Origin of the sequence: Allosphingosinicella sp. (genome assembly GCF_036387615.1) — a bacterium.
Classification (GTDB): Bacteria; Pseudomonadota; Alphaproteobacteria; order Sphingomonadales; family Sphingomonadaceae; genus Allosphingosinicella.
This window is the reverse complement of the sequence record NZ_DASVTH010000009.1, coordinates 1-24,827: the sequence shown is the minus strand read 5'-3', so window position 1 is coordinate 24,827 and position 24,827 is coordinate 1. Positions and strand designations below refer to the sequence as shown.

At 67.0% G+C, this 24,827-nt stretch carries 26 protein-coding genes and 1 tRNA gene; 13 read left to right on the top strand and 14 right to left on the bottom strand.

The window, feature by feature from the left end; all coding sequences use genetic code 11:
- Positions 1-11: 11 nt before the first annotated feature.
- From VF631_RS01450 to tpiA, 3 genes are all read right to left on the bottom strand, one after another.
- Positions 12-1,664 carry a CTP synthase gene (locus VF631_RS01450; protein WP_431848484.1) on the bottom strand — a complete coding sequence of 551 codons (1,653 nt, stop codon included), beginning with the start codon at positions 1,662-1,664 and terminating at the stop codon, positions 12-14.
- A gap of 177 nt (positions 1,665-1,841) precedes the next feature.
- Positions 1,842-2,294 (bottom strand): preprotein translocase subunit SecG, encoded by a 453-nt coding sequence (gene secG / locus VF631_RS01445; RefSeq protein ID WP_431848483.1) that lies wholly within the window; start codon positions 2,292-2,294, stop codon positions 1,842-1,844.
- Positions 2,295-2,383: 89 nt separating this feature from the next.
- A complete protein-coding gene (gene tpiA, locus VF631_RS01440; RefSeq protein ID WP_431848482.1) occupies positions 2,384-3,136 on the bottom strand; it encodes a triose-phosphate isomerase in 753 nt (250 codons plus the stop codon).
- A 26-nt stretch (positions 3,137-3,162) separates the two neighbouring features.
- Between tpiA and VF631_RS01435 the strand changes: the two genes are divergently transcribed.
- From VF631_RS01435 to VF631_RS01425, 3 genes are read left to right on the top strand one after another with little or no spacing between them, the layout of a single operon-like run.
- The gene (locus VF631_RS01435; RefSeq protein ID WP_431848481.1) at positions 3,163-5,220 is read left to right on the top strand and encodes a SurA N-terminal domain-containing protein; all 2,058 of its coding nucleotides are present in this window, start codon (positions 3,163-3,165) and stop codon (positions 5,218-5,220) included.
- Between the two features lie 58 nt (positions 5,221-5,278).
- Positions 5,279-5,947, top strand: a complete 669-nt coding sequence (locus VF631_RS01430; RefSeq protein ID WP_431848480.1) for an anthranilate synthase component II — start codon at positions 5,279-5,281, stop codon at positions 5,945-5,947.
- Between the two features lie 3 nt (positions 5,948-5,950).
- On the top strand, positions 5,951-7,252 hold the full coding sequence (locus VF631_RS01425) for a cation:proton antiporter (RefSeq protein WP_431848479.1): 1,302 nt from the start codon (positions 5,951-5,953) through the stop codon (positions 7,250-7,252).
- 6 nt (positions 7,253-7,258) lie between these two features.
- Here the strand turns inward: VF631_RS01425 and VF631_RS01420 are convergent, their stop codons facing one another.
- From VF631_RS01420 to VF631_RS01410, 3 genes are all read right to left on the bottom strand, one after another.
- Positions 7,259-8,041, bottom strand: coding sequence for an ion transporter (locus tag VF631_RS01420; protein ID WP_431848478.1), 783 nt, complete (start codon positions 8,039-8,041; stop codon positions 7,259-7,261).
- Positions 8,042-8,115: 74 nt separating this feature from the next.
- Entirely contained in the window at positions 8,116-8,334 is a 219-nt protein-coding gene (locus VF631_RS01415) for a hypothetical protein (protein ID WP_431848477.1), read from the bottom strand.
- A 62-nt stretch (positions 8,335-8,396) separates the two neighbouring features.
- Positions 8,397-9,338 carry an aldo/keto reductase gene (locus tag VF631_RS01410; RefSeq protein ID WP_431848476.1) on the bottom strand — a complete coding sequence of 314 codons (942 nt, stop codon included), beginning with the start codon at positions 9,336-9,338 and terminating at the stop codon, positions 8,397-8,399.
- Positions 9,339-9,413: 75 nt separating this feature from the next.
- Between VF631_RS01410 and VF631_RS01405 the strand changes: the two genes are divergently transcribed.
- The 3 genes from VF631_RS01405 to VF631_RS01395 all read left to right on the top strand — a co-directional run bounded on the left by VF631_RS01405 (position 9,414) and on the right by VF631_RS01395 (position 12,238).
- The gene (locus VF631_RS01405; protein ID WP_431848475.1) at positions 9,414-9,833 is read left to right on the top strand and encodes a secondary thiamine-phosphate synthase enzyme YjbQ; all 420 of its coding nucleotides are present in this window, start codon (positions 9,414-9,416) and stop codon (positions 9,831-9,833) included.
- Positions 9,834-9,933: 100 nt separating this feature from the next.
- Positions 9,934-10,563 carry a YqiJ family protein gene (locus VF631_RS01400; protein ID WP_431848474.1) on the top strand — a complete coding sequence of 210 codons (630 nt, stop codon included), beginning with the start codon at positions 9,934-9,936 and terminating at the stop codon, positions 10,561-10,563.
- Positions 10,564-10,567: 4 nt separating this feature from the next.
- The gene (locus VF631_RS01395; protein ID WP_431848473.1) at positions 10,568-12,238 is read left to right on the top strand and encodes a flotillin family protein; all 1,671 of its coding nucleotides are present in this window, start codon (positions 10,568-10,570) and stop codon (positions 12,236-12,238) included.
- A gap of 123 nt (positions 12,239-12,361) precedes the next feature.
- Here the strand turns inward: VF631_RS01395 and VF631_RS01390 are convergent, their stop codons facing one another.
- Complete coding sequence (locus VF631_RS01390; protein WP_431848472.1) at positions 12,362-13,270, bottom strand: arginase family protein; 909 nt, start codon at positions 13,268-13,270, stop codon at positions 12,362-12,364.
- Positions 13,271-13,311: 41 nt separating this feature from the next.
- Between VF631_RS01390 and hutI the strand changes: the two genes are divergently transcribed.
- The 3 genes from hutI to hutH all read left to right on the top strand — a co-directional run bounded on the left by hutI (position 13,312) and on the right by hutH (position 17,973).
- On the top strand, positions 13,312-14,517 hold the full coding sequence (gene hutI / locus VF631_RS01385) for an imidazolonepropionase (protein WP_431848471.1): 1,206 nt from the start codon (positions 13,312-13,314) through the stop codon (positions 14,515-14,517).
- 101 nt (positions 14,518-14,618) lie between these two features.
- Entirely contained in the window at positions 14,619-16,277 is a 1,659-nt protein-coding gene (gene hutU, locus VF631_RS01380; RefSeq protein WP_431848519.1) for a urocanate hydratase, read from the top strand.
- A 181-nt stretch (positions 16,278-16,458) separates the two neighbouring features.
- On the top strand, positions 16,459-17,973 hold the full coding sequence (gene hutH, locus VF631_RS01375; RefSeq protein ID WP_431848470.1) for a histidine ammonia-lyase: 1,515 nt from the start codon (positions 16,459-16,461) through the stop codon (positions 17,971-17,973).
- 7 nt (positions 17,974-17,980) lie between these two features.
- On the opposite strand, the gene VF631_RS01370 is transcribed toward hutH, so the two are convergent.
- From VF631_RS01370 to VF631_RS01355, 4 genes are all read right to left on the bottom strand, one after another.
- Positions 17,981-18,136, bottom strand: a complete 156-nt coding sequence (locus tag VF631_RS01370) for a hypothetical protein (protein WP_431848469.1) — start codon at positions 18,134-18,136, stop codon at positions 17,981-17,983.
- 95 nt (positions 18,137-18,231) lie between these two features.
- The gene (locus VF631_RS01365) at positions 18,232-19,416 is read right to left on the bottom strand and encodes a glutathionylspermidine synthase family protein (protein ID WP_431848468.1); all 1,185 of its coding nucleotides are present in this window, start codon (positions 19,414-19,416) and stop codon (positions 18,232-18,234) included.
- Position 19,417: 1 nt separating this feature from the next.
- On the bottom strand, positions 19,418-20,149 hold the full coding sequence (locus VF631_RS01360; RefSeq protein ID WP_431848467.1) for a PspA/IM30 family protein: 732 nt from the start codon (positions 20,147-20,149) through the stop codon (positions 19,418-19,420).
- A gap of 19 nt (positions 20,150-20,168) precedes the next feature.
- The gene (locus VF631_RS01355) at positions 20,169-20,609 is read right to left on the bottom strand and encodes a YjfI family protein (protein ID WP_431848466.1); all 441 of its coding nucleotides are present in this window, start codon (positions 20,607-20,609) and stop codon (positions 20,169-20,171) included.
- 140 nt (positions 20,610-20,749) lie between these two features.
- Here VF631_RS01355 and VF631_RS01350 point away from each other — a divergent pair, with 140 nt between their 5' ends.
- From VF631_RS01350 to VF631_RS01335, 4 genes are read left to right on the top strand one after another with little or no spacing between them, the layout of a single operon-like run.
- Positions 20,750-21,388, top strand: a complete 639-nt coding sequence (locus tag VF631_RS01350; RefSeq protein ID WP_431848465.1) for a DUF2491 family protein — start codon at positions 20,750-20,752, stop codon at positions 21,386-21,388.
- A 21-nt stretch (positions 21,389-21,409) separates the two neighbouring features.
- Positions 21,410-21,823, top strand: a complete 414-nt coding sequence (locus tag VF631_RS01345; RefSeq protein ID WP_431848464.1) for a DUF350 domain-containing protein — start codon at positions 21,410-21,412, stop codon at positions 21,821-21,823.
- 13 nt (positions 21,824-21,836) lie between these two features.
- A complete protein-coding gene (locus tag VF631_RS01340) occupies positions 21,837-22,490 on the top strand; it encodes a DUF1190 domain-containing protein (protein ID WP_431848463.1) in 654 nt (217 codons plus the stop codon).
- A 60-nt stretch (positions 22,491-22,550) separates the two neighbouring features.
- Entirely contained in the window at positions 22,551-22,706 is a 156-nt protein-coding gene (locus VF631_RS01335; RefSeq protein WP_431848462.1) for a hypothetical protein, read from the top strand.
- Between the two features lie 47 nt (positions 22,707-22,753).
- On the opposite strand, the gene VF631_RS01330 is transcribed toward VF631_RS01335, so the two are convergent.
- The 3 genes from VF631_RS01330 to VF631_RS01320 form a co-directional block, all read right to left on the bottom strand.
- Positions 22,754-23,320, bottom strand: coding sequence for an outer membrane protein (locus VF631_RS01330; protein ID WP_431848461.1), 567 nt, complete (start codon positions 23,318-23,320; stop codon positions 22,754-22,756).
- A 411-nt stretch (positions 23,321-23,731) separates the two neighbouring features.
- Positions 23,732-24,472 carry a hypothetical protein gene (locus VF631_RS01325; protein ID WP_431848460.1) on the bottom strand — a complete coding sequence of 247 codons (741 nt, stop codon included), beginning with the start codon at positions 24,470-24,472 and terminating at the stop codon, positions 23,732-23,734.
- Between the two features lie 216 nt (positions 24,473-24,688).
- Positions 24,689-24,765, bottom strand: a tRNA-Met gene (locus tag VF631_RS01320).
- Positions 24,766-24,827 lie beyond the last annotated feature (62 nt).

Below are 24,827 nucleotides of genomic sequence, written 5' to 3'. Positions count from 1 at the left end.
CGGTGCCCTGACTAAACCAACCGGCTCTGCTTCACCGCCGCCTCGATGAAGCTCGCAAACAGCGGATGCGGCTCGAACGGTTTGCTCTTCAGTTCCGGGTGGAATTGCACCCCGACGAACCAGGGATGATCCGGCCGCTCGACGATCTCCGGCAGCGCGCCGTCGGGGCTCATGCCGCTGAAGACGAGGCCGCCGCGCTCCAGGGCGTCGCGATAGTGGACGTTGACTTCGTAGCGGTGGCGGTGGCGTTCGCTGATCTCCGCTTCGCCGTAGATGGAACGGACGACGCTGTTGCCGTCCAGCTTCGCGCGGTAGGCGCCGAGGCGCATGGTGCCGCCGAGGTCGCCCGCGGCGTGCCTTCTTTGCGCCAGACCCGCCGGGTCCATCCATTCGGTGATGAGGCCGACGACGGGCTCTTCCGTCTCGCCGAACTCGGTGGTGCTGGCGGCCGATATGCCGGCGAGATTGCGGGCCCCTTCGATGCAGGCCATCTGCATGCCGAGGCAGATGCCGAAGAAGGGGACGCCGCGCTCGCGGGCGAAGCAGACGCTGGCGATCTTGCCCTCGCTGCCGCGCTCGCCGAAGCCGCCGGGGACGAGGATGGCGTGGCAGGGCTCGAGATCGGGGGCGATCTCGGCGGCTTCATGCTCGAACAGTTCGGCGTCGAGCCAGCGTATGTTGACCTTGACGCGGTTGGCGATGCCGCCGTGGACGAGCGCCTCGGTGAGGCTTTTGTAGGCGTCCTGGAGGCCGACATATTTGCCGACCACGCCGATCGTGACCTCGCCCTCCGGGTTGCCGAGCGCGTCCATCACGCCCTCCCAGCGGCCGAGGTCCGGCTCCGGGGCGTCGAGGATGCCGAATGCGCGCAGGGTCTCGGCGTCGAGGCCTTCGCGGTGATATTGGAGCGGGACGGCGTAGATGCTCTTGGCATCCAGCGCGGGGATGACCGCCTCGACGCGGACGTTGCAGAATTGCGCGATCTTGGCGCGCTCGCTGGTCGGGAGCGGGCGATCGACGCGGCACAGGAGGAGGTCGGGCTGGATGCCGAGGCTGGTGAGATCGCGGACGCTGTGCTGGGTGGGCTTGGTCTTCAGCTCACCGGCGGCGGCGATGTAGGGGACGAGCGTGGTGTGGATGAAGACCGCGTTCTTGCGGCCCGTCTCGTCGGTGCCGAGATCGTTGCGCAGCTGGCGGATCGCTTCGATGAAGGGCAGCGATTCGATGTCGCCGACGGTGCCGCCGATCTCGCAAATGATGAAGTCGTGGCCGTCGGTCTCGGCGCGGGCGAAGGCCTTGATCTCGTTGGTGACGTGCGGGATGACCTGGACGGTGGCGCCGAGATAGTCGCCGCGGCGCTCCTTGGCGATGATGTCGCGGTAGATGCGGCCGGTGGTGATGTTGTCGCTCTGGCGGGCGGCGACGCCGGTGAAGCGCTCATAATGACCGAGGTCGAGATCGGTCTCGGCGCCGTCATCGGTGACGTAGACCTCGCCATGTTGATAGGGCGACATCGTGCCCGGATCGACGTTCAGATAGGGGTCGAATTTGCGGATGCGGACGGTGTAGCCGCGCGCCTGCAGGAGGGCGGCGAGCGAGGCGGCCATCAGGCCTTTACCCAATGAGGAGACCACGCCGCCGGTGATGAAAATGAACCGGGCCATGGGAGTCGAGGGTTAGCGGCGGGCGGGCGGATTGGGCAAGGGTAAAAGGGGCGGTGCGTCCTTCGAGACGCCGCTTCGACTTCGCTCATCGGCTCCTCAGGATTAGCGGCTCCAGCTTCCCAAACCGCTCGTCCTGAGGAGCCGCTGAGCTTGTCGAAGCGGCGTCTCGAAGGAGGATTACTGCTTCGGGGCGGCCTCGTTCGCCGGAACCGGGACCGGGCGGATCTGGTCGCGCGCGGAGCTGGTGTTGGCGGCCGGGACCGCGGCGGCGGCGCCGGCGAGCGGGTCGTCGGCGAGCGGGACCTGCCCTGAGTTGACGGCGCCCGGGACCGGCGCGGGCTGGCCGACCGGGGTAGTCGAGGCCGGGCGGCGGGACAGCGACGGATCGATCGTGGTCGGCGCGCGCTGCACGGCGGCGAGGCCGGCGAGGACGATCGAGAGGACCACGAATAGCCCGGCGAGGATGGCGGTGGCGCGGGTCAGGAAATCGGCGGCGCCGCGCGCGGTCATGAGGCCGGAGGAGGAGCCGCCGACGCCGAGGCCGCCGCCTTCCGAGCGCTGCATCAGGATCACGGCGACAAGCGCGGCCGCGACGATGGTCTGGACGATGAGAATGAAGGTGAAGAGCATGTCGCTATCCCATCGAAGTGGTACTTCGATGAGGTCCCTGGTTGGAGGAGGTTGGGGAGCGACTTAGGGGATGGGGCTCCCCCGATCAACTAGCGGCCGGCTCCCGCCGCGGCTTCGATGATGGGGACGAAGTCCTTGGCGGTGAGGCTGGCCCCGCCGACCAGTGCGCCGTCGACGTCCGGGACGGCGAACAGTTCGGCGGCATTGTCGGGCTTGACCGAGCCGCCGTAGAGGATCCGGACGGAGCCGCCGCGGCCGCCGAGCGCGCGGCCGAGCTCGGCGCGGATCGCGGCGTGCATCTCGGCGACGTCCTGCGGGGTGGCGGTGTTGCCGGTGCCGATCGCCCAGATCGGCTCATAGGCGACGACGATCTCGCCCTCACCTTCCCCGATCTGCGGAAGCGAGCCGGCGAGCTGACCGGAGACGATCTCGACCGCCCTCCCCGCGCGGCGCTCCTCGTCGCTTTCGCCGACGCAGACGATCGCCTGCAGGCCCTGGCGGAGCGCGGCCTCGGCCTTGCTCCTGACCGCTGCGTCGGATTCGCGGTGCTCGGCGCGGCGCTCCGAATGGCCAACGATGATGAGCCGGGCGCCCGCTTCTTTGAGCATGGCGGCCGAGACGCTGCCGGTAAAGGCGCCGCTGTCCTTGCCATGGCAGTCCTGCGCGCCGACGGCCAAGCCGGCGGAGCGGGCGCGGGCCGGCGCGATCAGGGTGAAGGGCGGGCAGACGGCGACGTCGACGCCGGGCGAATTGCGGGCGGCGCTCGCGATCGCGCCAAGCTCCTTCAGCTGGGCAAGGCTGCCGTTCATCTTCCAGTTGCCGACCACCAGCTTTCGACGCACGCCCGTTTCCCTCTTGTCCCGATCGGTTGCGGGCGCGCCTAGCAAGGCGGGGGGCGCGCGCCAAGCTTGCCGCCGTCCAGCGCCCTTCCTATGACGCGCCGGACCTTCCCTTCCCCGCCGGACCCTTCATGCTCAATTTCTTTCGCAAAGGCATCACTTCCAAGCTCATGCTGGTCGTCCTCGGGATCGGTCTGTTCGCGATCGTCGCGACCGGGTTCGGAACCGACGGCATGGGCGGGCTCGGCGGCGGCGGCACCACCGCCACCACCGGCGACACCCTGGTCGAGGTCGGGGACCAGACGGTAACCTCGACCGAGATCAGCGACCAGGTGAACCGTCAGATCGACCGGCTTCGCCAGCAGAATCCGGAGCTCGACCTCGCCACCTTCTTCCGCGGGGGCGGCTATGAGGAAATCCTGAACCAGCTGGTCACGGCCAAGGCGATGCTGGGCTTTGGCCGCGAGCAGGGCTTTGCCGCCTCCAAGCGGATGGTGGATGGCGAGATCGCCAGCGTGCCGGCCTTCCAGAATCTGGCCGGCCAGTTCGATCCCGAGGCTTTCCAGCGCGCCTTGCGATCGGAGCGCATCTCCGAGCAGCAGCTGCGCGAGGATCTCGAAGGCAGTTTGATCCAGCGGCAGATCCTGGTCCCGGTCGGTGGGTCCCCGTTCGTGCCGCAGGGCCTTGCCCAGCAATATGCTTCGCTGCTGCTGGAGCAGAGGAGCGGCAGCGTCGGCCTGGTCACGTCCGAGGCGGTTGCGGCCGGGCTTGCACCTGGCGACGCTGAGATCGCCGCCTTTTTCCGGCAGAACCAGGCGCGCTACGCGGTGCCCGAGCGACGCGTCGTCCGCTTTGCCCCGATCGGCGCCGAACAGGTCGCGGCCGCCGCGCAGCCGACGGAAGCCGAGCTCCAGGCCGCTTATCGAGATGCCGGCGCCAAATATGCCGCGCGCGAGAGCCGCGACCTCAGCCAGGTCGTGCTGCCCGGCCAGGCGGCCGCCCGCGCATTCGCGGCCAAGCTGGCCGGCGGGACGAGCTTTGCGCAGGCCGCAAGCCAGGCCGGATTTAGCGTCGCCGACACTCGTCTTGGCGCTCAGGAGCGGCAGGCGTTCGAGCGGCTGACCAACGCGGCGGTGGCGAATGCCGCCTTTTCCGCGGCGCAGGGCGGGACCACGCAGCCGCTCCAGTCCGCGCTCGGCTGGCACATCGTTCGTGTCGAAGCGATCAACAACCGCCCGGCCGTTCCCTTCAACAATGTGCGCGCCGAGCTTGTCACCCAGGTGAGCGAGCGCAAGCGCCAGGAGGCGCTCGCCAATCTCGTCACCCGGATCGACGATGCACTTGGCGGCGGCGCGAGCATGGAAGAAGCGGCACAGGCCAACGGGCTTCGCATTCAGGAGACCCCTGCGCTCACCGCCACCGGCCAGAATCCGGCCGACCCGGCGTTTCGTGCCCCGCCCGAACTCCAGCCGATCCTGAAAGCCGGGTTCGACATGAGCGCCGATGAGGACCCAGTGGTGGAGACGATGGGGCCGGCCCAGTTCGCGATCGTCGCCGTCAGCCGGATCGTGCCGGCCGCCCCGCCCGCCCTTGCTCAAATCCGCGAGCAGGTTCGTGCGGACCTGATCCGCGATCGCGCCTCCGCCCGGGCGCGGACGCTGGCCCAGAGCCTTGCCGACAAGATCAATCGTGGCATGGCGCCCACCCAGGCGTTCGCAAGCGCGGGCGTCCGGCTGCAGCCCTTGCAGCGGATCAGCGCCCGGCGGATCGACATCGCCCGGTCCGGGCAGCAGGTGCCGGCCCCGCTGGTGATGCTGTTCAGCCTCCCCAAGGGACGCGCCAAGATCCTCGCCGCACCGGGCGGCGCGGGCTGGTTCGTCGTGCACACGGAGAATACTGTCCCCGGCAATTCCGCGAGCCAGCCCCAGCTCATCCAGGCGACCCGCACCCAGTTCGAGCGCATCCTTGGCGACGAATATAGCGCACAGTTCGCCCGCGCCGTGCAGAACCGGCTGGAGGTCGAGCGGAACGAGGGCCAGATCCGCTCGCTCAAGCAGCAGCTTCAGGGCGGCGGGCCGGTCCAGTAAGGCTCACGCGAGCAAACGCGCGACGCGCAGCTCGTCGTTCCTTTATCCATCGAAGCACATGATCCTTGTCATCGACAATTACGACAGCTTCACCTGGAATCTGGTCCACTATTTGCGCGAGCTTGGGGCGGACGTGCGGGTGGCCCGTAACGACGAGATCAGGGTCGAGCAGGCGATGGCGAGCGAGGCGGACGGAATCCTGATCTCGCCGGGTCCAGGGACACCGGACGAGGCCGGGATTTCGCTCAGGCTGGTCGAGGCTTGCGCTGAGGCATGGCGGCCCCTGCTGGGTGTGTGCCTCGGTCACCAGGCGATCGCGCAGGCGTTCGGAGGGGAGGTGACGCGGGCGGGCGCGCCGATGCACGGCAAGACGTGCCCGGTCGATCATGATGGGAGCGGAGTTTTCGCAGGCCTTCCCTCGCCTTTCACCGTGGCGCGCTATCACAGCCTCGCCGTCGCGCCGGACAGCGTTCCGCCCTGCCTGATGGTGAACGCGACCGCGCCGGACGCCACCGTGCAGGGACTGCGCCACCGCGAACTGCCGATCCATGGCTTGCAATTCCATCCCGAGAGCGTGGCCAGCGAAGAAGGCCATGCGCTGCTGGCGAATTTCCTGAGATTATGCAGTCCGACTATCCATTGTTCGTCGGAACCTGACCGGACTCGGGCGGTTAACGAGGCTGCCGTTGCCGTCGCTCGGCGGGGAGAGATGCCGCACGAAAGGTGACGAGTGTTCGGGTTCGAGGCCTATCACATCCTGCTCGCAGCGGTAGGCGCGGCTATCATCCTATCCTTCTGGCTGCCCCGCTTCCTGTCGGGGCGCGAGCCCGCGACCTCGGCGCTCCTGATCCTGGCGGGCTTTTCGGCTTTCTCGCTGATCCCGGGCATGCCGGCCGCGCTCAACCCAGTGGCGAACCCACGCCCTTGGGAGATCGTGAGCGAAATGTGCGTTGTCGTCGCCCTGTTCGGCACCGGGCTTCGCATCGACCGCATCCCCGGCCGGGGAAGATGGGTGCCCACGGTCAGACTGCTCGTAGTCGCGATGCCGATCTGCATCCTCCTCACCGCGATCGTCGGGTGGACCGTAGCCGGCATGACGCTGGCTGGCGGCCTGCTGGTCGGCGCAATCCTCGCGCCGACCGATCCGGTCCTCGCCAGCGACGTTCAGGTAGGTCCGCCTCATGAAGGCGGCGAACATCCGGTGCGGTATACGCTGACCACGGAAGCGGGGTTGAACGACGGCCTCGCCTTTCCTTTCGTACATCTCGGCATCGCGATTGCCGCCGCCGGAGGCCTGAGCTGGGCGTTGGCAGGCGAATGGATCGTGCGCGATATCGTTTATCGAGTTGCGGTGGGTGGCGCGGCCGGAGCGGCCGTCGGCTGGTTGCTCGGCAAAGTCATGTTCGAATGGCCGCGGGAGAATGCGCTTTCCAACACCGGTTCCGGCGTGATCGCATTGGCAGGCGTGCTGCTCGCCTATGGGTTCACCGAACTGGTGGAAGGCTACGGCTTCATTGCCGCTTTCATCTCCGGCTTCGCTTTGCGGCGATTGGAGACCGGTCATCACTTTCATCGCAAGCTCCACGATTTCTCGGAGGCGCTGGAGCATGCGCTGACCGCGATCCTGCTGGTCGCGCTCGGCGCTGCAATCCCGAGTCTCCTGCCCTATTTCGAGTGGAGCCACGCGGCGATCGGCGCTGCGCTCATCTTCCTGATCCGGCCGTTTGTCGGCTGGGTGTCGCTCATCGGGACGGCGATGCGCGGACGGGCGCGCCTGGTCGTTTCGTTCTACGGCGTTCGCGGGATCGGATCGATCTACTATCTCGCTTATGCCGGGCACCACGTGGAACTGCTCAACGAGCCGCAACTCTGGGCTACAATCGCCTTCACGATCCTGCTTTCAACGATCGTTCACGGCCTGACTGCCGGGATCGCGGTGGATCGGGTGACCGGCACGAGCGAAGACGGAGCAGACGCGGAGCGGGATAGACGTGATGGCGCTAGCGTTTCTGAGGCCGCAGCCAGAGCCTGACCAGCTTTACGGCGCCTTCTCGTCCACGCTGTCTCCCGTCCGGATCACCTGGCTCAGCGCGCCGGCCATGATGCCGGCGGGAAGCGCGATCAGACCGACGCCGACAATCGCCAGCGCTCCCGCCGCAACCTTGCCGCCCGGCGTGATGGGGAACACGTCGCCATAGCCGATCGTGGTCATAGTCACGACCGCCCACCACATCGAGCGCGGGACGGAGCCGAACTTGTCAGGCTGGATGTCGCCCTCGATCCAGTAAAGCGCAGTCGCGGCCGCGATCAGCACCGCCCCGGCGAGCGCGATCACCAGGATCAGCTCGTCCTTGCAGACGCGCACCGCGCGGGTGAGGTGGGTCATCGCGTCGCTCATCCGGCCGAGCTTGGCGAGCCGGACGATGCGGGCGAGCCGAGCCATCCGCAGGATCGAGGCATTGCCGACGATGAAGGGTAGCAGGCTGACGACGATTACAATGAGATCGAGGATCGACCAGGGCGAGAGCACGAAGCGGAGGCGGCACCGCCATGCCGGAGTGTCGCCGGGCTCTTCCGCGATCGTCCAGAAACGCGCCAGATATTCGGCGAGGAAGATGAGGGCGAGGATGAGCTCCGTCCCGACGAACGCCGCGCCGTAGCGATTCTCCAGCTCCGGCTCGGTCTGGAGCACGCCGACCACTGCGGCGAAGACGATCAGCCAGGCAAGGACGAGGTTGATGGGTGACAGGCCCCTGTGCCGCCATGCGCGCGGGTCCAGTTGCCGATACAATCGCGCCCGCAGCGTACCGCTTGCTTCCACCGGTCGTCTCCCCCGCCGCTTTGAGGCAGGTTAGACGAATGCGGCCGATTTAGGAAACGAACCCGGGCGGCCGCTCAAGCGAGCGCGTAGCTTTCGAGATATCCGCAGCGCTCGCACCTGAAAGTGGTGATCCCGAACTGGTCGTTCTTCGACATCTTCACGCCGCCATACCAGACGCTCCGGGGCTCGCCGTCCTGCCACTTGCTGGCTTCGGCGATGCCATAGCCCTGGTCGACGATGAAGCCGGCGGACAGGTTGCCGCCGCATTTCGCGCAGCTGCTCGGCGGTCGCATCAAATTCTCCCTCGTTCTCCGGTGAAGGCTGACAGCTCGCCCGACGAGCCGCAATCAGGTATTCAGTCGGGAGATGAAGCTTTGTCGAGCCGGGCAGTCTGGTCGGCCGGGAGCCGCAGCTCCAGGCTTCCAAGCAACTCCTCGAGCTGCTCGACGCTGGTCGCGCTGGCGAGGGGCGCGGTGACGCCGGGCTGGGCCGCGGCCCAGGCGAGAGCGACCTGGGCGGGCGTGGCGCCGAGCTGCGCGGCGACAGCGTCGATGGCGGCGAGGACGCGCGGGCCTTTGCCCTCCAGATAAGGTGCCACGCGGTCGCCGCGCACGCTCTTGGCGAGGTCGGCGGAAGAGCGGTACTTGCCCGTGAGATAGCCGTTGGCGAGGCTGTAGAAGGTGGCGACGCCGAGCCCGCGGCGCTGCGCGACCTGGTCAAGGGCGTCCTCGAAGCGGGGGCGCTCCAGGATCGAATACCAGGTCTGGAGGACGGAATAGCCGGTCCAGCCGTTAGTGGCGCTGATGTCGAGCGCGGCCTCGAGCCGCGGCGCTTCGATCTGGGAAGCGCCGAGCGCACGCACCTTGCCGGCGCGCACCAGCCGATCGAACGCGGCGAGCGTTTCCTCGAGCGGCGTCTCCGCGTCGTCCTTGTGGGCGTAATAGAGGTCGATATAGTCGGTTCGCAGCCGGCGCAGCGAGCCTTCCACCGCGCGCTCGATATTGGCGGCGTCGAGCCCGCCGATGAAGCCGACCTTGGTCGCTACAGCCACGTCGTCGCGGCGGCCGCGGCGGGCAAGCCAATTGCCGATCACCGTCTCCGATTCGCCGCCCTTCAACCCGGGCACCCAGGCGGCATAGACGTCGGCCGTGTCCACCATCGTGCCGCCGCCCGCAACGAAGGCGTCGAGGATGCGGAAGCTGGTCGGCTCGTCGGCGGTCCAGCCGAACACGTTGCCGCCGAGGATCAGGGGCGGGGTCCGGAGCCCACTGGCTCCCAGCGATCGTAGCTCGGGCATGGCTCTGCTCCCCCTTGGCTGGTCTGCCGGTCAAGTCTTGGCGGCATCGTGGCTTGGCGGCTAGAGGCGGACGTCATGCAGCAGGTCACCGGCATCGTCGAGATCGACACCGAGCGGCAGGGGCTGCTCGACATCACTTTCCGGATCACGCCTTGGGTGACGGGGCTCGGAATCCGGGACGGGCTGCTGACCCTGTTCTGCCGGCACACCTCGGCCTCGCTGCTGATTCAGGAGAATGCGGCGCCCGCCGCGCGAGCGGACCTCGAGCGCTACTTCGCGGCGATCGCGCCGGAGGACCCGGCCCGCTATGCCCATGGCGAGGAAGGCCCGGACGACATGCCCGCGCATCTAAGGACCGCGCTGACGCAGACGCAGCTGTCGATCCCGGTGGTGGGCGGGCACCTCGCACTCGGCACCTGGCAGGGCATCTACCTGTTCGAGCATCGCCGCAGCCCGCATCGAAGGACGATCGCGCTGCATCTGATCGGCGAGTGAAGCCATAGAGGGACAGCTCGTCCAGCAGCAGCAACTCTCGAATCCGATTGGAGAAAACCCCGATTCGCGGTAGCGACGACTCGGGAGGGGATTGGGGGGAATGTTCGACTTTCTGGTCGCGCCGGAAAACTTGCCGTTCGCGATCGCGCTCGCGCTGATGCTGATGATCGGAGCGGTCGAGGCGCTGGGCCTGGGCGCAAGCGCCGCGCATCTCGACGTACACGCCGATGCGGACGGCGGCGACCTGCTGGGCTGGCTCGGCGTCGGCGAGGTCCCCCTGCTGGTGACCTTGGTCGTCCTGCTCGCCCTGTTCGGTCTCATCGGCGTGGGCTTGCAGCAGTTCGCGGCGGCGCTGATCGGCGCTCCCCTGTCGCCCTGGCTTGCCGCGCCGGTCGCATTCGTCGCCGCGCTCCCGCTGCTCGGGCTTGCTTCGCGGGCGCTGGCGCGGATCATGCCCGGCGACGAGACGACGGCAGTCAGCCTGGACAGCCTGGTCGGCAAGCGCGCGCAGATCACGGTCGGCTCCGCCCGCCGCGGTTCGCCCGCACAGGCGCGCGTCCGGGACGTTCACGGCCAGAGCCACTATGTCATGGTCGAGCCGGTGACCGATGGCCAGTCGGTCGGCGCGGGCGAGACCGTGCTGCTGGTCGCACGCGAAGGCCAAGTTTTCATCGGGCTTGCGGAGGGGGACGCGCTCGTGCCCCGCCTCGACGAGCCAATCAGGAGCTGATGCAATGGGAGGGAATGCAATGGTCCAGACGGGCATTTACGCGGGGATCATCCTTGCCGCCCTGATCATCGTCGGGCTGATCGTGACGCGGCTCTACAAGCGCGCCACCAAGGAAATCGGCTTCGTCCGCACCGGCTTCGGCGGGGAAAAGGTAGTGATCAACGGCGGCGCGATGGTGCTGCCGGTGCTGCACGAGACCATGCCGGTGAACCTCAATACGGTCCGGCTCGCAGTTGAGCGCAAGAATAACGACGCGCTGATCACGCTCGATCGCCTTCGCATCGACGTCAAAGCCGAGTTCTATGTCCGCGTTCGCCCGGATCGCGAAAGCATTGCCATTGCCGCCCAGACGCTCGGCCTGCGCACCATGCAGCCGGAGCATTTGAAGGAGTTGATCGAAGGCAAGTTCGTCGATGCGCTCCGCTCGGTCGCTGCCGGGATGACGATGAACCAGCTGCACGAGCAGCGTTCCGAGTTCGTCCAGAAGGTGCAGCAGGTCTCCTCCGCCGACTTGGCGATGAACGGCCTGGAGCTCGAATCGGTATCGCTGACCGGGCTCGACCAGACCTCGATCGATCACTTCAACGCCAACAATGCCTTCGACGCGGAAGGCCTCACCAAGCTCACCGAGCAGATCGAGCTGCGCCGCAAGGCGCGCAACGACATCGAGCAGGAAACGCGGGTGCAGATCGAGGCCAAGAATCTCGACGCCGCCCGCCGCAGCTTCGAGATCTCGCGCGACACCGAATTCGCCAGGCTTGAGCAGGAGCGCGAGGTCGAGGTCCGCCGCGCCGCCCAGAATGCGGAAGTCGCGCAGGAGCAATCGCTTCGCCAGCGTGAGGCGGAGCAAGCGCGGATCGACGCCAAGCAGCAGATCGACAGCTCGCAGATCGAGGCCAATCGCCTGGTCGAGCAAGCCAAGATCGCGCAGGCGCAAGCGATCGAGATCGCCCGCCAGGAGCAGCAGATCGCCGTCCAGAACAAGAGCCGCGAGGAAAGCCAGGCCAAGGCCGAGGCCGACCGCGCCCGCGCCGCTGCGGTCGCCGCCGAGGAACAGGTCGGCACTGCGCGCGAGACCGAAGTCGCCGAGCGCGCGAAGCGGATCGAGCTGATCGACGCCTCCCGCGAGGCCGAGCGCGCCGCGATCGGAATCAAGGTCCAGGCCGACGCCGACAAGCAGGCCGCGGCCGATCGCGCAGAGGCGATCCGCTTTTCAGCCCAGGGCGAGGCGGACGCCGAGCGGCTTCGCGCCGAAGCCTCGCGCGTCCGTTTCGAAGTCGAAGCGGCCGGCCAGCGCGCGATCAACGAGGCGGCTAACCTGCTTTCCTCCGATCAGATCTCGCTGCAGACCAAGCTCGCTCTGCTCAAGGTGCTGCCGGAAGTGATCCGCGAGGCGGCCAAGCCGATGGAGGCGATCGATTCGATCAAGATCGTCCAGGTCGACGGCCTCACCGGGGCAAGCGGTGGTGGCGGCAACATCGCCGCCAACGATGGCGGCGGCGAGCGCAACCTTGCCGGAAGCGCGGTTGCCGCGGCGCTTCGCTACCGCGCCCAGGCCCCGATCGTCGACGGGCTGATGAAGGAACTCGGTTTCGACGGCAGCTCGCTCGACAGCCTCGTCGCCGCGGCGGCGAAGGATGACAAGCTGGGCGCGACCGATTTAGCCGCCGAATGACCGAGCGGCATAAAGCCTAAAGTTGTTCATAGATTCGTTGGCCCGGACTTGATCCGGGCCAGGGCTGATCTTCAAAGTACAACAAGAGAAGCCCGGCCCCGGATCAAGTCCGGGGCAACGAACTCAAGGGTGTGCGTCCGACTTCATCATGCTGGAGCGCGTAGCAAACCCCGCTAGCACCTCGCACGCCCAGCGGCCCGCCGTCAGTGCGGTGATGTCAGCCACGTCGAGGCTCGGGTCGAACTCGGTGAGATCGACCAGGCGGACCTTGGAGTTGGACGCAAGCATCCGGGCGGCCTCGAAAAACATGTCGACCGGCGTGCCGCCCGGCCGTGCCCCGGGTGCGCCGGGGCATTGTGCGCGATCGATCACGTCGATGTCGAAGTCGATCATGATCGCCTCGAGGTGGCTCAGACGCGCAAAGACGTCGCTGAAGATGTCGGACAGACCGCGCCGTTTCACCTCGGAGATCGTGAACACGCCGATGCCTTCTTCCTTCGCCGTGCGGTGCATGGCTGCGGTGTTGGCGTAGGGGGCAAGCCCGATCTGACAGATGTTGCGGCCCGGCAGACCGTCTTCGAGCAACGCGCGGATCGGATTGCCGTTTAGCAAGCCCGCATCCGTCTCGCGCAGGTCGAAGTGGGCATCTAGGGTGATCAGGCCGACTTGGTCGAGCGGCACGCCAAGGCCGTGGGCGGCCGGGCGGGTCGCACCGTTGTGGCCGCCGAGAAGGATCGTGAGATCGTGCTCCCCGGTCGCGGCCTGAACGGCGTCGCGAACGGGCTCGAACCCGTCCTCCAGGCTCAATGCCGCGACATCGACATCGCCGAAGTCGCGTATCCGCAGGCTCAACTCCTGGCCCGTTTCGACGTCGTAGGTGCTGAACCGGCCCAGTGTCTGGCGGATCACCGACGGGGCCTGATCGTAATGGCCGGACGTAACGGCACCGCGGTTCATGGGCGCGCCGAGCAGGGCAACATCTGCAGCGCCCTCGGTGACGAACAAATCAGTTATGCGGGGCCAGTTGGACATGGGCTGGTCCCCTACCGGCCTCTCGCTTATGAGGCGAGCCCATGTGGGATCGACTGCTGACCGGCTGCCACCTTGCCACCATGGATCCGGCGGTGGGCCGCCCGTTCGGCGCGATCGAGGACGCTGCGGTCGCGATCCAGGACGGGCGCATCGTCCGGGTCGGGCGGCGGGTCGAAATGGCCGGCATGCGCGCGCGCTCGATCGAGTCGCTCGGCGGCGCCTGGGTGACGCCGGGGCTGGTCGATTGTCACACGCACCTTGTGTTCGGCGGAAATCGGGCGGGGGAATGGGAGCAACGGCTCGGCGGCGCGGACTATGAGGAGATTGCGCGCGCCGGCGGCGGCATCATGTTCACGGTCCGGGCAACGCGCGGCTCGTCCTCGGGCGAACTGATCGCCTCCGCGCGCGAGCGGCTGCGCGCCCTGATGGGCAGCGGCGTCACCACGGTCGAGATCAAGTCCGGCTATGGTCTCGACACCGCGACCGAGCTGCGCATGCTGAACGCCGTCAAGGCGCTGGCGGGGAGCGAGCCGGTGCGGATCGTGCCGACTCTGCTCGCGCTGCACGCGCTTCCGCCCGAATACACGGACCGCCGGGCCGAGTACGTCCAGATGGTGATCGACGAGATGCTTCCGGCCGCGGTCGGATCGGTGCACGCCGTCGACGCCTTCTGCGAGACGATCGCGTTCACACGCGGGGAAGTCGAGACTTTGTTCAAGGCGGCAACCGTCCTGGGCCTGCCGGTGAAGCTCCACGCCGACCAACTCAGCAACAGTGGCGGCGCGGCGCTGGCGGCGCGCTATGGGGCGCTCTCGGCCGACCATCTCGAACACGCCGATGAAGAGGGCGTGGCCGGAATGGCGGAGGCGGGTACGGTCGCGGTGCTCCTCCCCGGCGCCTATCACGCGCTGTCCGAGACGCAGCGGCCGCCGGTGGACCTGCTCCGCAGCCACGGCGTGCCGATCGCGATCGGAAGCGACTGCAACCCGGGCACCTCGCCCGTCCTCTCCGCGCCGATGATGCTCAACATGGCTTGCACCCTGTTCCGGCTCACGCCCGAGGAAGCGCTGGCCGGCATGACCCGCGAAGGCGCCCGTGCGCTTGGGCTCCAGGACGAGATCGGCACGATCACCCCGGGCAAGTCCGCGGACCTGTGCGTGTGGCGGGTGAGCGGGCCGGCCGAGCTCGCTTACTGGATCGGCCTTCCGGGGCCGGAGAAGAGGATCGTCGCCGGACTGGATTGCTAGACAGTTCGTCACCCCGGGCTTGATCCGGGGTCCACCTTTCTCCACCAGCCCAGAGAAGAAGGTGGAGGCCGGATCAAGTCCGGCACGACGAAGGTGGGATGCTGAACAGACGGGACAACAGCCGCACGATCCGGGCGCGGACCGGGCCGGAGATCAAGGCCCGAAGCTGGGCGACGGAAGCGGCCGTCCGCATGCTCCAGAACAATCTCGACCCCGATGTTGCCGAGGCGCCGGAAGAGCTGGTCGTCTACGGCGGCATCGGCCGCGCCGCGCGCGACTGGGAGAGCTTCGACCGCATCGTCGAGACGCTCGAGCGGCTGGAGGAGGACCAGACGCTGCTGGTCCAGTCCGGAAAGCCCGTCGGCGTGTTCCGCACCCACCCCGATGCGCCGCGAGTGCTGCTCGCCAACTCGAACCTCGTACCCAAATGGGCGACCTGGGAGCATTTTCACGAGCTCGATCGCAAGGGCCTCATCATGTACGGCCAGATGACGGCCGGATCGTGGATCTACATCGGCACGCAAGGCATCGTGCAGGGCACCTACGAGACTTTCGCCGAGATGGGGCGCCAGCATTATGGCGGCGACCTGCGCGGCAAGTGGATACTGACGGCCGGCCTCGGCGGCATGGGTGGCGCCCAGCCGCTCGCGGCCGTTATGGCCGGCGCGCACTGCATCGCTGTCGAGTGCCAGGAAAGCCGGATCGAGAAGCGGCTGGAGACGCGCTATCTCGACAGACGCGCGACCAGCATTGACGAGGCGCTGGAGATTATCCGCACGGCAACGGCGCCGACTTCGGTCGGCCTGCTCGGCAACGCCGCGCAGCTGCTGCCGGAGATGGTGAGACGCGGCATCCGCCCTGACGCCGTCACCGATCAGACTTCGGCACACGATCCGGTCAACGGCTACCTGCCGCTGGGATGGTCCGTCGAGAAATGGACGGAGATGCGGGAGCGCGCGCCGGAGGCGGTCGAGGCGGCGGCGCGCCGGTCGATGGCGATCCACGTCGAGGCGATGCTCGCCTTCCGCGACATGGGCGTGCCGGTCTTCGACTATGGCAACAACATCCGCCAGGTCGCGAAGGACGCGGGCATCGTCCACGCCTTTGACTTTCCCGGCTTCGTGCCCGCTTACGTGCGCCCGCTCTTCTGCCGCGGCATCGGCCCGTTCCGCTGGGTGGCGCTGTCGGGCGATCCCGAAGACATCTACCGCACCGACGCCAAAGTGAAGGAGCTGATCCCGCACGACCCGCACCTCCACCGCTGGCTCGACATGGCAGCCGAGCGGATCGCCTTCCAGGGGCTGCCGGCGCGCATCTGCTGGGTTGGCCTCGGCCATCGCCACCGGCTCGGGCTGGCCTTCAACGAGATGGTCGCGAACGGCGAGCTCAGGGCGCCCGTCGTGATCGGTCGCGACCACCTCGACTCTGGCTCGGTCGCCTCCCCCAATCGCGAGACGGAAGCAATGCGTGACGGCTCGGACGCGATTTCGGACTGGCCGCTTCTCAATGCCCTCCTCAACACGGCGAGCGGCGCGACCTGGGTCTCGCTCCACCATGGCGGCGGCGTCGGCATGGGCTATTCGCAGCACGCCGGCATGGTGATCGTGGCCGACGGCACCGAAGCCGCCGCACGCCGGCTCGAGCGCGTGCTCTGGAACGATCCCGGCACCGGCGTGATGCGCCACGCCGATGCGGGCTACGAGGATGCGATTGCCTGCGCGGCGGAGCAGGGGCTGGACCTGCCGATGGTGAAGCGGTGAGCGGCGCACAGCATCGCCCCTCTCCCTTGACGGGAGAGGGATTACGCAGACTTGGCGCTTTAGCGCCTAGTCGGAGTTGGGAGAGGGTGGCGGGTGCTGCGCAGCAGCGCCCGGTCCGGCATCGAGCCGAACCAGCCGCTCCCCCTCTCCCCAACCCCTCTCCCACGGGGGGAGAGGGGCTATGATGCTTACCCCCAGCGCAGTCACCCTGGCGCAACTGCGGGCGGTCTGGTCCGGCGCCCGCTTCTCGCTCTCGGCACCCGCCTGGTCCGCGCTTGACGACGCCGCCGAGAGCATCGCCCGCATCACCGCGTCCGGCCGCACCGTCTACGGCGTCAACACAGGCTTCGGCCTGCTCGCCCAGACGCGCATCGCCGACGACCGTCTGCTCGATCTCCAGCGCAACCTCATTCTCTCCCACAGCTGCGGGCTGGGCGAGCCCCTCGACGCCCCCGTGGTGCGGCTCGCGATCATCCTGAAAGCGATCGGCCTCGCGCGCGGTCACAGCGGCGTCCGCCGGGTCGTGGTCGAGCGGTTGCTGGCGCTGGTCGAAGCCGACGCGCTGCCGGTCGTGCCGGCGCAGGGCTCGGTCGGGGCTTCGGGGGACCTCGCGCCACTCGCCCATATCGGCGCGGCGCTGATCGGCGAGGGGCGCATCGCGCTCGCCGGCGAGACGCTGCCGGCCGCCGACGCCCTCGCGCGACTCGGCATCGCACCGCTGGTGCTCGGGCCCAAGGAAGGGCTGGCTCTGATCAACGGAACGCAGGTCTCGACCGCGATCGCGCTCGACGCGCTGTTCATCGCGGAGCGGGTGTTCGCATCGGCCCTGATCGGCGGAGCCTTGTCGGTCGATGCGTTGAAGGGGAGCCTCGCCGCGTTCGATCCCCGGCTGCACGAGGCGCGCGGACAACCGGGCCAGATCGCCGTCGCGGCAACGCTTCGCCGCCTGCTTGAAGGAAGCGCGATCAATCAGAGCCACGCGAATTGCGAAAAGGTGCAGGACCCGTACAGCTTCCGCTGCCAGCCGCAGGTGATGGGCGCCAGCCTCGACCTCATCCGTCATGTCGCGCAGACGCTCGAGATCGAGGCGAATGCGGTCACCGACAACCCCGTTGTCTTCCCGGATGCCGATGAGGCGGTGTCGGGCGGCAATTTCCATGCCCAGCCGGTCGCCTTCGCGGCGGACATGCTTGCGATGGCGCTTTGTGAGATCGGGTCGATCTCAGAACGCCGCACCGCGGTGCTGGTCGATCCCAAGATGAGCGGGCTGCCCGCCTTCCTGGTCAAGGATAGCGGCGTGAACAGCGGCTTCATGATCGCGCAGGTGACCGCCGCGGCACTGGTCTCGGAGAATAAGAGCCTCGCCTTCCCAGCGAGCGTGGACAGCATCCCGACATCGGCCGGCCAGGAGGATCATGTCTCGATGGCGACGGCGGCCGCTCGCAAGGCGCGGACGATCGCGGACAATGCGGCGGGGGTGATCGGAATCGAATTGCTCGCCGCCACCCAGGGCATCGACTTTCACGCGCCGCTGCTGACCTCGCCAACTCTGGACGTGGTCGTGGCTGAGATCCGCCGGTCAGTCCCGCACTATGCGTCGGACCGCTTCCTCGCGGACGAGTTGAACTGGGCGAAGCAACGCGTGCTGCTTGGCGATCTGGCCGGGGACGTGTCGACGGAGCTGTTTCCCAGCTGAGGAAACGTCAGGCTTGAGCCTCGCCCTTCAAATCCTGGCGGTGCTGCTCAATCAGCTTCCGCGACCTGTCGATCAGCCGCTGGCTTTGTGCGATATTTTCCCGAAGCTCGGCCTGCGTCTTCTCGATCTCGCCTAGCCGCTCTTCCTGCTTCTTGGAACCCACTCTACCCGCCCTTGATCTGCAACCCGCTTATAACGCAGATCAAGTTATTCGGTTTCCGAGCGGGTGTTCAACTTGTCGTATTTGCCTGACCCGGCTCAGCTTAGCTCCCGGCCATCGTCGAGGATCATGTGCGGGATGAAGCGGGACAAGTTGCGGGTGACGCGGCTGCGATCCTCGCGGATCGACAGGCCGGCCGCCTCTGCGCCGACCACCCAGGAGCCGACGACCGGGTACTTGCCCTCGATCCGCGGCAACCGGGCGAGCGCCTGGACGATATAGCCCTCCTCGCCGTAGCCGCCTTCCCGCCCTTTGGTGCGGCGCCCGCCATCCACCAGCTCGATGTCCCAGCCCTCGCGCGAGAAGAGCGGCTTTCGCACATAGGAGCTGCCGAGATCGGCCTTGCCCGCGCTGTCGTCGTCAAAGAAGGCGGGGAGCAAATTGGGGTGGCCGGGATGGCGGTCCCACAGCAGGGGCAGCATGCCCTTGTTGGACAGGATCGCCTTCCAGGCGGGCTCCAGGAACATGGCCCCGCTGCCGGCGAGCTTGTCGGCATAAGGCTCGCGGAACATGTCCTCCCACGGGTAGAGCTTGAAGATCGCCTGCACGATCCAGCCCTCATCGTCGACGAACTTGCCCTCCGCGTCGAGGCCGATCCGATCGATCGAGACGAACTTCGGATCGAGCCCCGCCTGCGAGGCGAGATCCTCGAGGTAGCGGACCGTCTGCCGGTCCTCGACATGGTCCCGCACGCTGGCGAAGTGGAGGAAGCTTCCGGGCGCGAAAAGCTGGCCGAAACGCCCGATCAGCTTCTCGTGCAGCGAGTTGAACTGGTCGGCATCGTCGGGAGCGCGCCCGTCCGCGATCAGCGCCTCGAGCCAGGCCCATTGGAAGAAGCCGGTCTCGTAGATGCTGGTCGGGGTGTCGGCATTGTATTCGAGCAGCTTCGCCGGCCCCTGCCCGTCATAGGCGAAGTCGAACCGGCCGTAGAGTGACGGCGCGTTGGAGCGCCAGCTGTTCGCAACGAAGTCTCGCATCGGCTCGGGAATGGCGAGCCTCGCCATGAGCTCCTCGCGCCCGACCACGTCGGAGACAAGCTCCAGGCACATGGCGTGGAGCTCCTCGGTCGCCCCCTCGATGCCGCCTTCGATCTCCTCCATCGAGAAAAGGTAGGCCGCGCGCTCGTCCCAGTAACGCTCGCCGCCTTCATGGTGGAAGGTGAAGCCCTGCGCCTCGGCGGCCGCCTGCCAATCGGCGCGCTCGGCGATCCGGACCCGGCGCACTCTACTGCTTCGGCAGAGCCAGCGGATCTCCGCCTGGCGCCGGCAGCGCCTCGCCTTGCGGTGCGCTCAGCCGGGCGAGGATGTCGTCCGCGCTGCTGTGACCCGGCAGGATGCCGGCCGAAGCGAGCTTTTGGTCGAGGTCGCGGCCGGTGCGCATGTCCTCCAGCTCCTCGGAGGCGCGAAACTTCTCGTCCTGGATCGCCTGCCGCTCCTTGAGCCGCTTGAGGCTGTCCGCGGCAGACCCCAGGGAGGAAGTCGCGCCGCTTGCGCTGGACGCGATCGAGGCCTGCGCCTTTTGCACGCTCTCGTTGGCCCGGACGACTTCCACCTCACGTTTCAGCGTCTCGATCTTGGTGTCGGTCTGGGAGATGATGCCCCGGATCCGGTCCTCGGCATTGCGCATCTCGGCGATCTGCGGCTGCTTGGCGGTGACTTCAGCCTCGATCGTGGCGAGCCGCTGCGCGACCTCGCGGGCCAGGTCCATGTCGCCCTTGGCCATCGCCGCCCGCGCACTATTCTCATACTTGCTGCGCTGGGCGACGAGCCCCTCAAGCTCCTTTTCGATCATCCGCCGGCGCGCGACCAGGGCGGCCATGTCGTCGCGCGCTTTGGCCTGCGCATTGCCGGCGTCGCGGATCTGCTGGTCGAGGATGGTGAGCGCCTTGGCATCGATCACCGCCTGGCCGGCTTCGTAGGTGCTGCCCTTCACGAGGGCGACGAGAGACTTCCACATGGGTCTGGCTCCTTGAAACTTAGCCGGCCGCGAACGCTTCGCGCAGCTCGGAGGCGGCGGAGATGGCGTTCTCGGCGAGAACACGCAGCTCGAGCAGGATGGTGGCGATGTCGGAGTCCGACGAAAGCTCGCCGATCAGCTCGTAATATTCGCGGCCGTCCACATCGGCGATGGCAAAGTTGGAGAGCGGCACCACCTTCTGTGCCTTGAGGATGAAGCGGTTGAACTCGTCCGCATTCTCCTGCTCGTCGACCGGCCAGAGCAGCGTCGAGACGACGATCTGCTCCGGGCCGGCGCTGAGATAGATGGTGAGATCGCCGTAATCGCGCATGTTGGCGACGATCACGGGGTCGGCGCCGTCTGTTGCCGACACGCTGATCTGCTCGCCGCCGTCGCTGGAGCGGATCGCCTCCATGAGGCTGTCGGTGGTCCAGGTTGCAGGGCCTGCGTCGCTCAACATAACCTCCCCTTATCGGGCCGTCGGACCCACGCCTCCGACATAGCAGACGCGCTTGACCCGGCAAGGGTGCGCTCGCATGATGCAGGCCATAAGCGGGGAACCATGCGTCGGATCAGCAGCCAGCCAGGAAGACGCGCCCGATGATCTTCCGCAGCCTGTTTGGCACGGGAAGCGGCGAGAGCGCGGCGACCTTGCCTGTCGTCCGCAATATCACGATCGGCCGAACCGTGCGGCTCGACACGCTGGCCTGGCGACGTCTCGAAGGGCTGTCCTTCGACATTGGCCGGGACACGCTGGACATCACCGCACAGGGCAAGATCACGCTCGACGATGGCAGCTACGTCCACCGCTTCTACACCAACGACGATGTCATGCTGCAGGCGGTCTCGGAGCTGGCGGACGGATCGGACGCGGACGACTTCACTGTCTTTCACCCTTGGTCCAGCAGTTATCCGTCGGACGAACTCGACAAGGGGGCCTTCATTCGCCGGCTGTTCAAGGCTTATTGGAATGAGGACGGCATGCCGCGCTTCGAGCGCTTCTGGTATCCGGACGATCCCAGCGACCAGGAGCCGGTCGGCCTGTGGGAGGAGATTTACGAGGAGCGCACCGGTCCGCCGCTGCGCCGCATCTACCAGCGCTGCATGCTCTACAGCCGCCAGGTGCCGCCGGACGGCACCGAGCTTCTGCTCGCGCTCGCGATGAAGCCGGACGGCGGCGACTTGACGCACGAGATCATGATCGGCCTGCCGCTACTACCGGCTGAAATCACGGCCTGAACGACAACGAAGGAGGGGGACTTGTTCGACACGCAGGCTTTTTTGGACGGGGCGATCCACTTTCTGATCGCGATCGGCATCGCATCCGCCTTCCTGGTGCTGTTCCAGTATCTCTACCAGGCAATCACGCCGCAGGACGAGCGCAAGCTGATCCGTGAAGGCAATGTCGCGGCCGCCCTGCCCTTCGCCGGCGCGATCATCGGCTTCGCCCTTCCGGTGTCGTCCGCGCTCACCCAGACGGACTCGATGGTGGAATTCGCCGCCTGGGCCGCGCTCGCCGGCGTCATCCAGATCGTCGCTTTCCTTGTCGTTCGCGCGCTGGTCGTGAAGGATGTTCACGCCCGCATCGAACGCGGCGAAGTCGCCACCGGCATCTATCTTGCCGCCGTCGCCGTTGCCGTCGGCCTGATCAACGCCGCCAGCATGACCTATTGAGGGACTTTGCTCGATGGACACGCCCACTCCACCCCGCCCTCGCAAGCGCTCCCGCATCGTGGTGCTCACCACCCTGACGGCGCTGGGGGCAGCCTCGCTCTCCGGCTGTGAGGGCGACATCGATGAATCGAAACTCTCCGCGCAGCAATATGGCCCGGCGGTCGACGCCTTTCCCTATACCTCGGTTGGCGAGTGCAAGCTCGACGACAAGGTGCCCGACGATCAGTGCGAGCGGGCGCAGGCCGAAGCGCTCGCGCAGAACAATCTCGGTGCACCGCGCTTTGAATCGCTCGATCTGTGCGAAGACGAGTTCGGCAACGGCAATTGCGTCCAGCCCGCCGGCGGCGGCAACTTTTTCGCGCCGCTGCTGACCGGCTTCGTGATCGGGCAGATGCTCGACGGGCCGAGCCGCTATCGCTACTCGCCCATGTATCGGAGCAGGCGGCAGGACGTCTACTACACCGGCGGCGGCTATGGCGGCGGTTGGCTGTACCGCAGCGGGAGCGGCTACAAGGTCGGCTCACGCGCGCTTCAGCCGCCCGTCGCCACCCCTCGAATCCAGACCCGTTCTTCCGTTGTCTCTAGGGGCGGTTTCGGCGGGCGGGCGGCTATGGCCTCGGCTTCTTCATCCAGCCGGGGCGGTGGCTGGGGCGGCCGCGGGGGCTGAGGTCCGGACATTCTCGTCCGTCGCTGCGTTGCGGTGGTCAGCACATCAGAGGAGAGGGTGATGACCAAGGACAAGCCGCTCGGCAAAAGCATGGCGAAAGCAGCGGCGATCGGCGCCGTAATCGCACTACCGGTGCCGTTCATCGGCCCGGTCATCGGCGCCGCGGCGGGCGCTGGCTATGCCTATTTCAGGGCGAAGAAGCGCGGTCAGGTCTAGTTCCCAAGTGCGAAAGGGGCGACTGATCACAGCCGCCCCTTTCCCGGTCAGAACTCAATGCCCACGCCCACCAGGGCCTGGTGCCGCTCGACGCCCGCTTCATAGTTCGAATAGCGATATTCGACCTTGCCATAAGCGTTGCCGGCGAACTTGTGCTGGTAGCCCGCCCCGAGACGGAAGCCGTCGAGATTCTCTGCGTCACGCGAAGTGATCCCGGCCGGAGTCGTGTAGCTGCTCTTGAACCGCGCGTTGGTATAGGCGGCCAGCGCATAAAGCTTGCCCCGTTCGCCGATCGTCACGCCGCCGCGAATGCCCGCGGCAAGGTCGCGGCCGGCCCGCAGGCAAAGCTCGTCGTTGGTGACGATGGCGCTCGCTTCGCATTCCTTCTGGCTGCTTTCGTCGAAGCTGAAATCGGCCCCGACGAAAGCGCCGTTACCCACCGCCAAGTCATAGCCGAGGCCAACGCCATAGACGGCGCCGCTGTCGCCCCGGTCATTACCATTGACGCGATCGAAGCCGCCATGGATCTCGGCCCGGAAGCCCTGGGCAGAGCAGGGCGAAGCGATTGCCGTCACGGCGACGATTGCGGACAGGCCGACAAGATAAGCACGCATGTTCGTTCATTCCCCTTGATCACGGCCGCCCCCACGACGGCGCTTCGAGAACACCCCGAGCGGGTGACCAGCGCCCTATGCGTGGGTGTCGGCGCGCTGCCGAGCCTGCGTCGACGAGCGCGCCATGCCATGCTGCAGGTGCGAAGAGGATCCGACGAAGATCGTGCAACCAGCGACGAAGGTTGCTTTTCGTCGAGCGCCCTGCCGCTCGCTCGTGCGAACCCTTGCGAGGCTTCCTCATCCGGGTTGAGCCTGGCACCGGGCCGACCGCGCGGCGCGAGTTGGTCGACGTAGTGGAGCCTCCGTGGCAAGGTAACCAGCCGCTGGCGACGGCGTGCTGGCCGAATGTGATCCCCACCAGTTGACCAGCGCGTTCAGAAAGACGCGGATGGCAACGATAGCCTCAGGCCGCTAGTCTCCGAACAGCTGCGGATTTTTCTGGATGAATCGCCTTGCCCAGTTGTCGACATGGGGCTGCCGCGCGCGAGCCAGATAGCGCCAGCCGCCGATAGCGACGATCGCGGCACCCGCGGTGTCCACGATCAGATCGTGAATGGTGTCGGTGAGGCCCGACGGATCGCCGGGCGTTGCGGGCTGCATGTTCGTCCCGAACCATCTGTCCATGGCGAATTCGAAAATCTCCCAGATTGCCCCGAGGCCTACCGCGAAGAAGAAGGCGAACAGGGCCACGAAGGAGGGGCGCATATGGAGATCTACGTTGCGATCCTCGTTGAGGATGTAGACGCACATGAAGCCCAGCATCCCCAGGAGGAGGCCGGAGGTGGTGTGCAGCACCGCGTCCCACCACCAGAAACGTTCGTAATAGCCCCGAACCTCGCCCAGGAAGAGCGTAGCGAAGACAAAGAGCACGGCCACGATCTGGATCTCGGACGGGATTTCGACGGGCATTCGGAAGAGAACCGGCGCGACCGTCAGAAGCATGATGCCGGTGACGAAGAATGCCTGAGGCCATTCCTGCCGCATGAGCAGGAGGATCAGCTGGATCGCCATCACCAGTTGAAGGACTGCCAGTGTAGCCAGATGAGCGCGCCAGGCGGTCCGGCTGTCCGCCGCATCGTCCGTCTCAGGTCCCATGGCGGCCACGAGAAGCTTGCAGCTGGTGCCCCGCAGGAGCGAGCGGGTAACTGTCACGTTCCATTTTCTTCCTCGTTTTCGGGGCTTGGTGTAACCGGCGCGGCCGCCGTTGTGTAGTTTGCAAGCAGTCCGCTGCTCGCCCGATTTCGCTGGGATGGCCCGTGAACGCAAGAAAGCCGCCGAGCATTTCTGCTTGGCGGCTTTCAAGTTCGTTGTGGGCCCCGGATCCGGGGCAACGCGACATCCGGCGGCTTTGCCGCTAGGCTTTGTCGTTGGTTGCGGGAGTAGGATTTGAACCTACGACCTTCAGGTTATGAGCCTGACGAGCTACCGGGCTGCTCCATCCCGCGAAACTGGCCCATCAAAGTGGTACTTTGATGGGAACCCGACACTTCGGGTTTGGGCGACATGT

Coding starts and splice junctions, on each gene's coding strand:
- VF631_RS01450 (WP_431848484.1), bottom strand. CDS start 1,664: ATGGCCCGGTTCATTTTCATCACCGGCGGCGTGGTCTCCTCATTGGGT.
- secG (WP_431848483.1), bottom strand. CDS start 2,294: ATGCTCTTCACCTTCATTCTCATCGTCCAGACCATCGTCGCGGCCGCG.
- VF631_RS01430 (WP_431848480.1), top strand. CDS start 5,279: ATGATCCTTGTCATCGACAATTACGACAGCTTCACCTGGAATCTGGTC.
- VF631_RS01415 (WP_431848477.1), bottom strand. CDS start 8,334: ATGCGACCGCCGAGCAGCTGCGCGAAATGCGGCGGCAACCTGTCCGCC.
- VF631_RS01410 (WP_431848476.1), bottom strand. CDS start 9,338: ATGCCCGAGCTACGATCGCTGGGAGCCAGTGGGCTCCGGACCCCGCCC.
- VF631_RS01405 (WP_431848475.1), top strand. CDS start 9,414: ATGCAGCAGGTCACCGGCATCGTCGAGATCGACACCGAGCGGCAGGGG.
- VF631_RS01400 (WP_431848474.1), top strand. CDS start 9,934: ATGTTCGACTTTCTGGTCGCGCCGGAAAACTTGCCGTTCGCGATCGCG.
- VF631_RS01395 (WP_431848473.1), top strand. CDS start 10,568: ATGGGAGGGAATGCAATGGTCCAGACGGGCATTTACGCGGGGATCATC.
- VF631_RS01390 (WP_431848472.1), bottom strand. CDS start 13,270: ATGTCCAACTGGCCCCGCATAACTGATTTGTTCGTCACCGAGGGCGCT.
- hutI (WP_431848471.1), top strand. CDS start 13,312: ATGTGGGATCGACTGCTGACCGGCTGCCACCTTGCCACCATGGATCCG.
- hutH (WP_431848470.1), top strand. CDS start 16,459: ATGATGCTTACCCCCAGCGCAGTCACCCTGGCGCAACTGCGGGCGGTC.
- VF631_RS01360 (WP_431848467.1), bottom strand. CDS start 20,149: ATGTGGAAGTCTCTCGTCGCCCTCGTGAAGGGCAGCACCTACGAAGCC.
- VF631_RS01355 (WP_431848466.1), bottom strand. CDS start 20,609: ATGTTGAGCGACGCAGGCCCTGCAACCTGGACCACCGACAGCCTCATG.
- VF631_RS01350 (WP_431848465.1), top strand. CDS start 20,750: ATGATCTTCCGCAGCCTGTTTGGCACGGGAAGCGGCGAGAGCGCGGCG.
- VF631_RS01340 (WP_431848463.1), top strand. CDS start 21,837: ATGGACACGCCCACTCCACCCCGCCCTCGCAAGCGCTCCCGCATCGTG.
- VF631_RS01335 (WP_431848462.1), top strand. CDS start 22,551: ATGACCAAGGACAAGCCGCTCGGCAAAAGCATGGCGAAAGCAGCGGCG.
- VF631_RS01330 (WP_431848461.1), bottom strand. CDS start 23,320: ATGCGTGCTTATCTTGTCGGCCTGTCCGCAATCGTCGCCGTGACGGCA.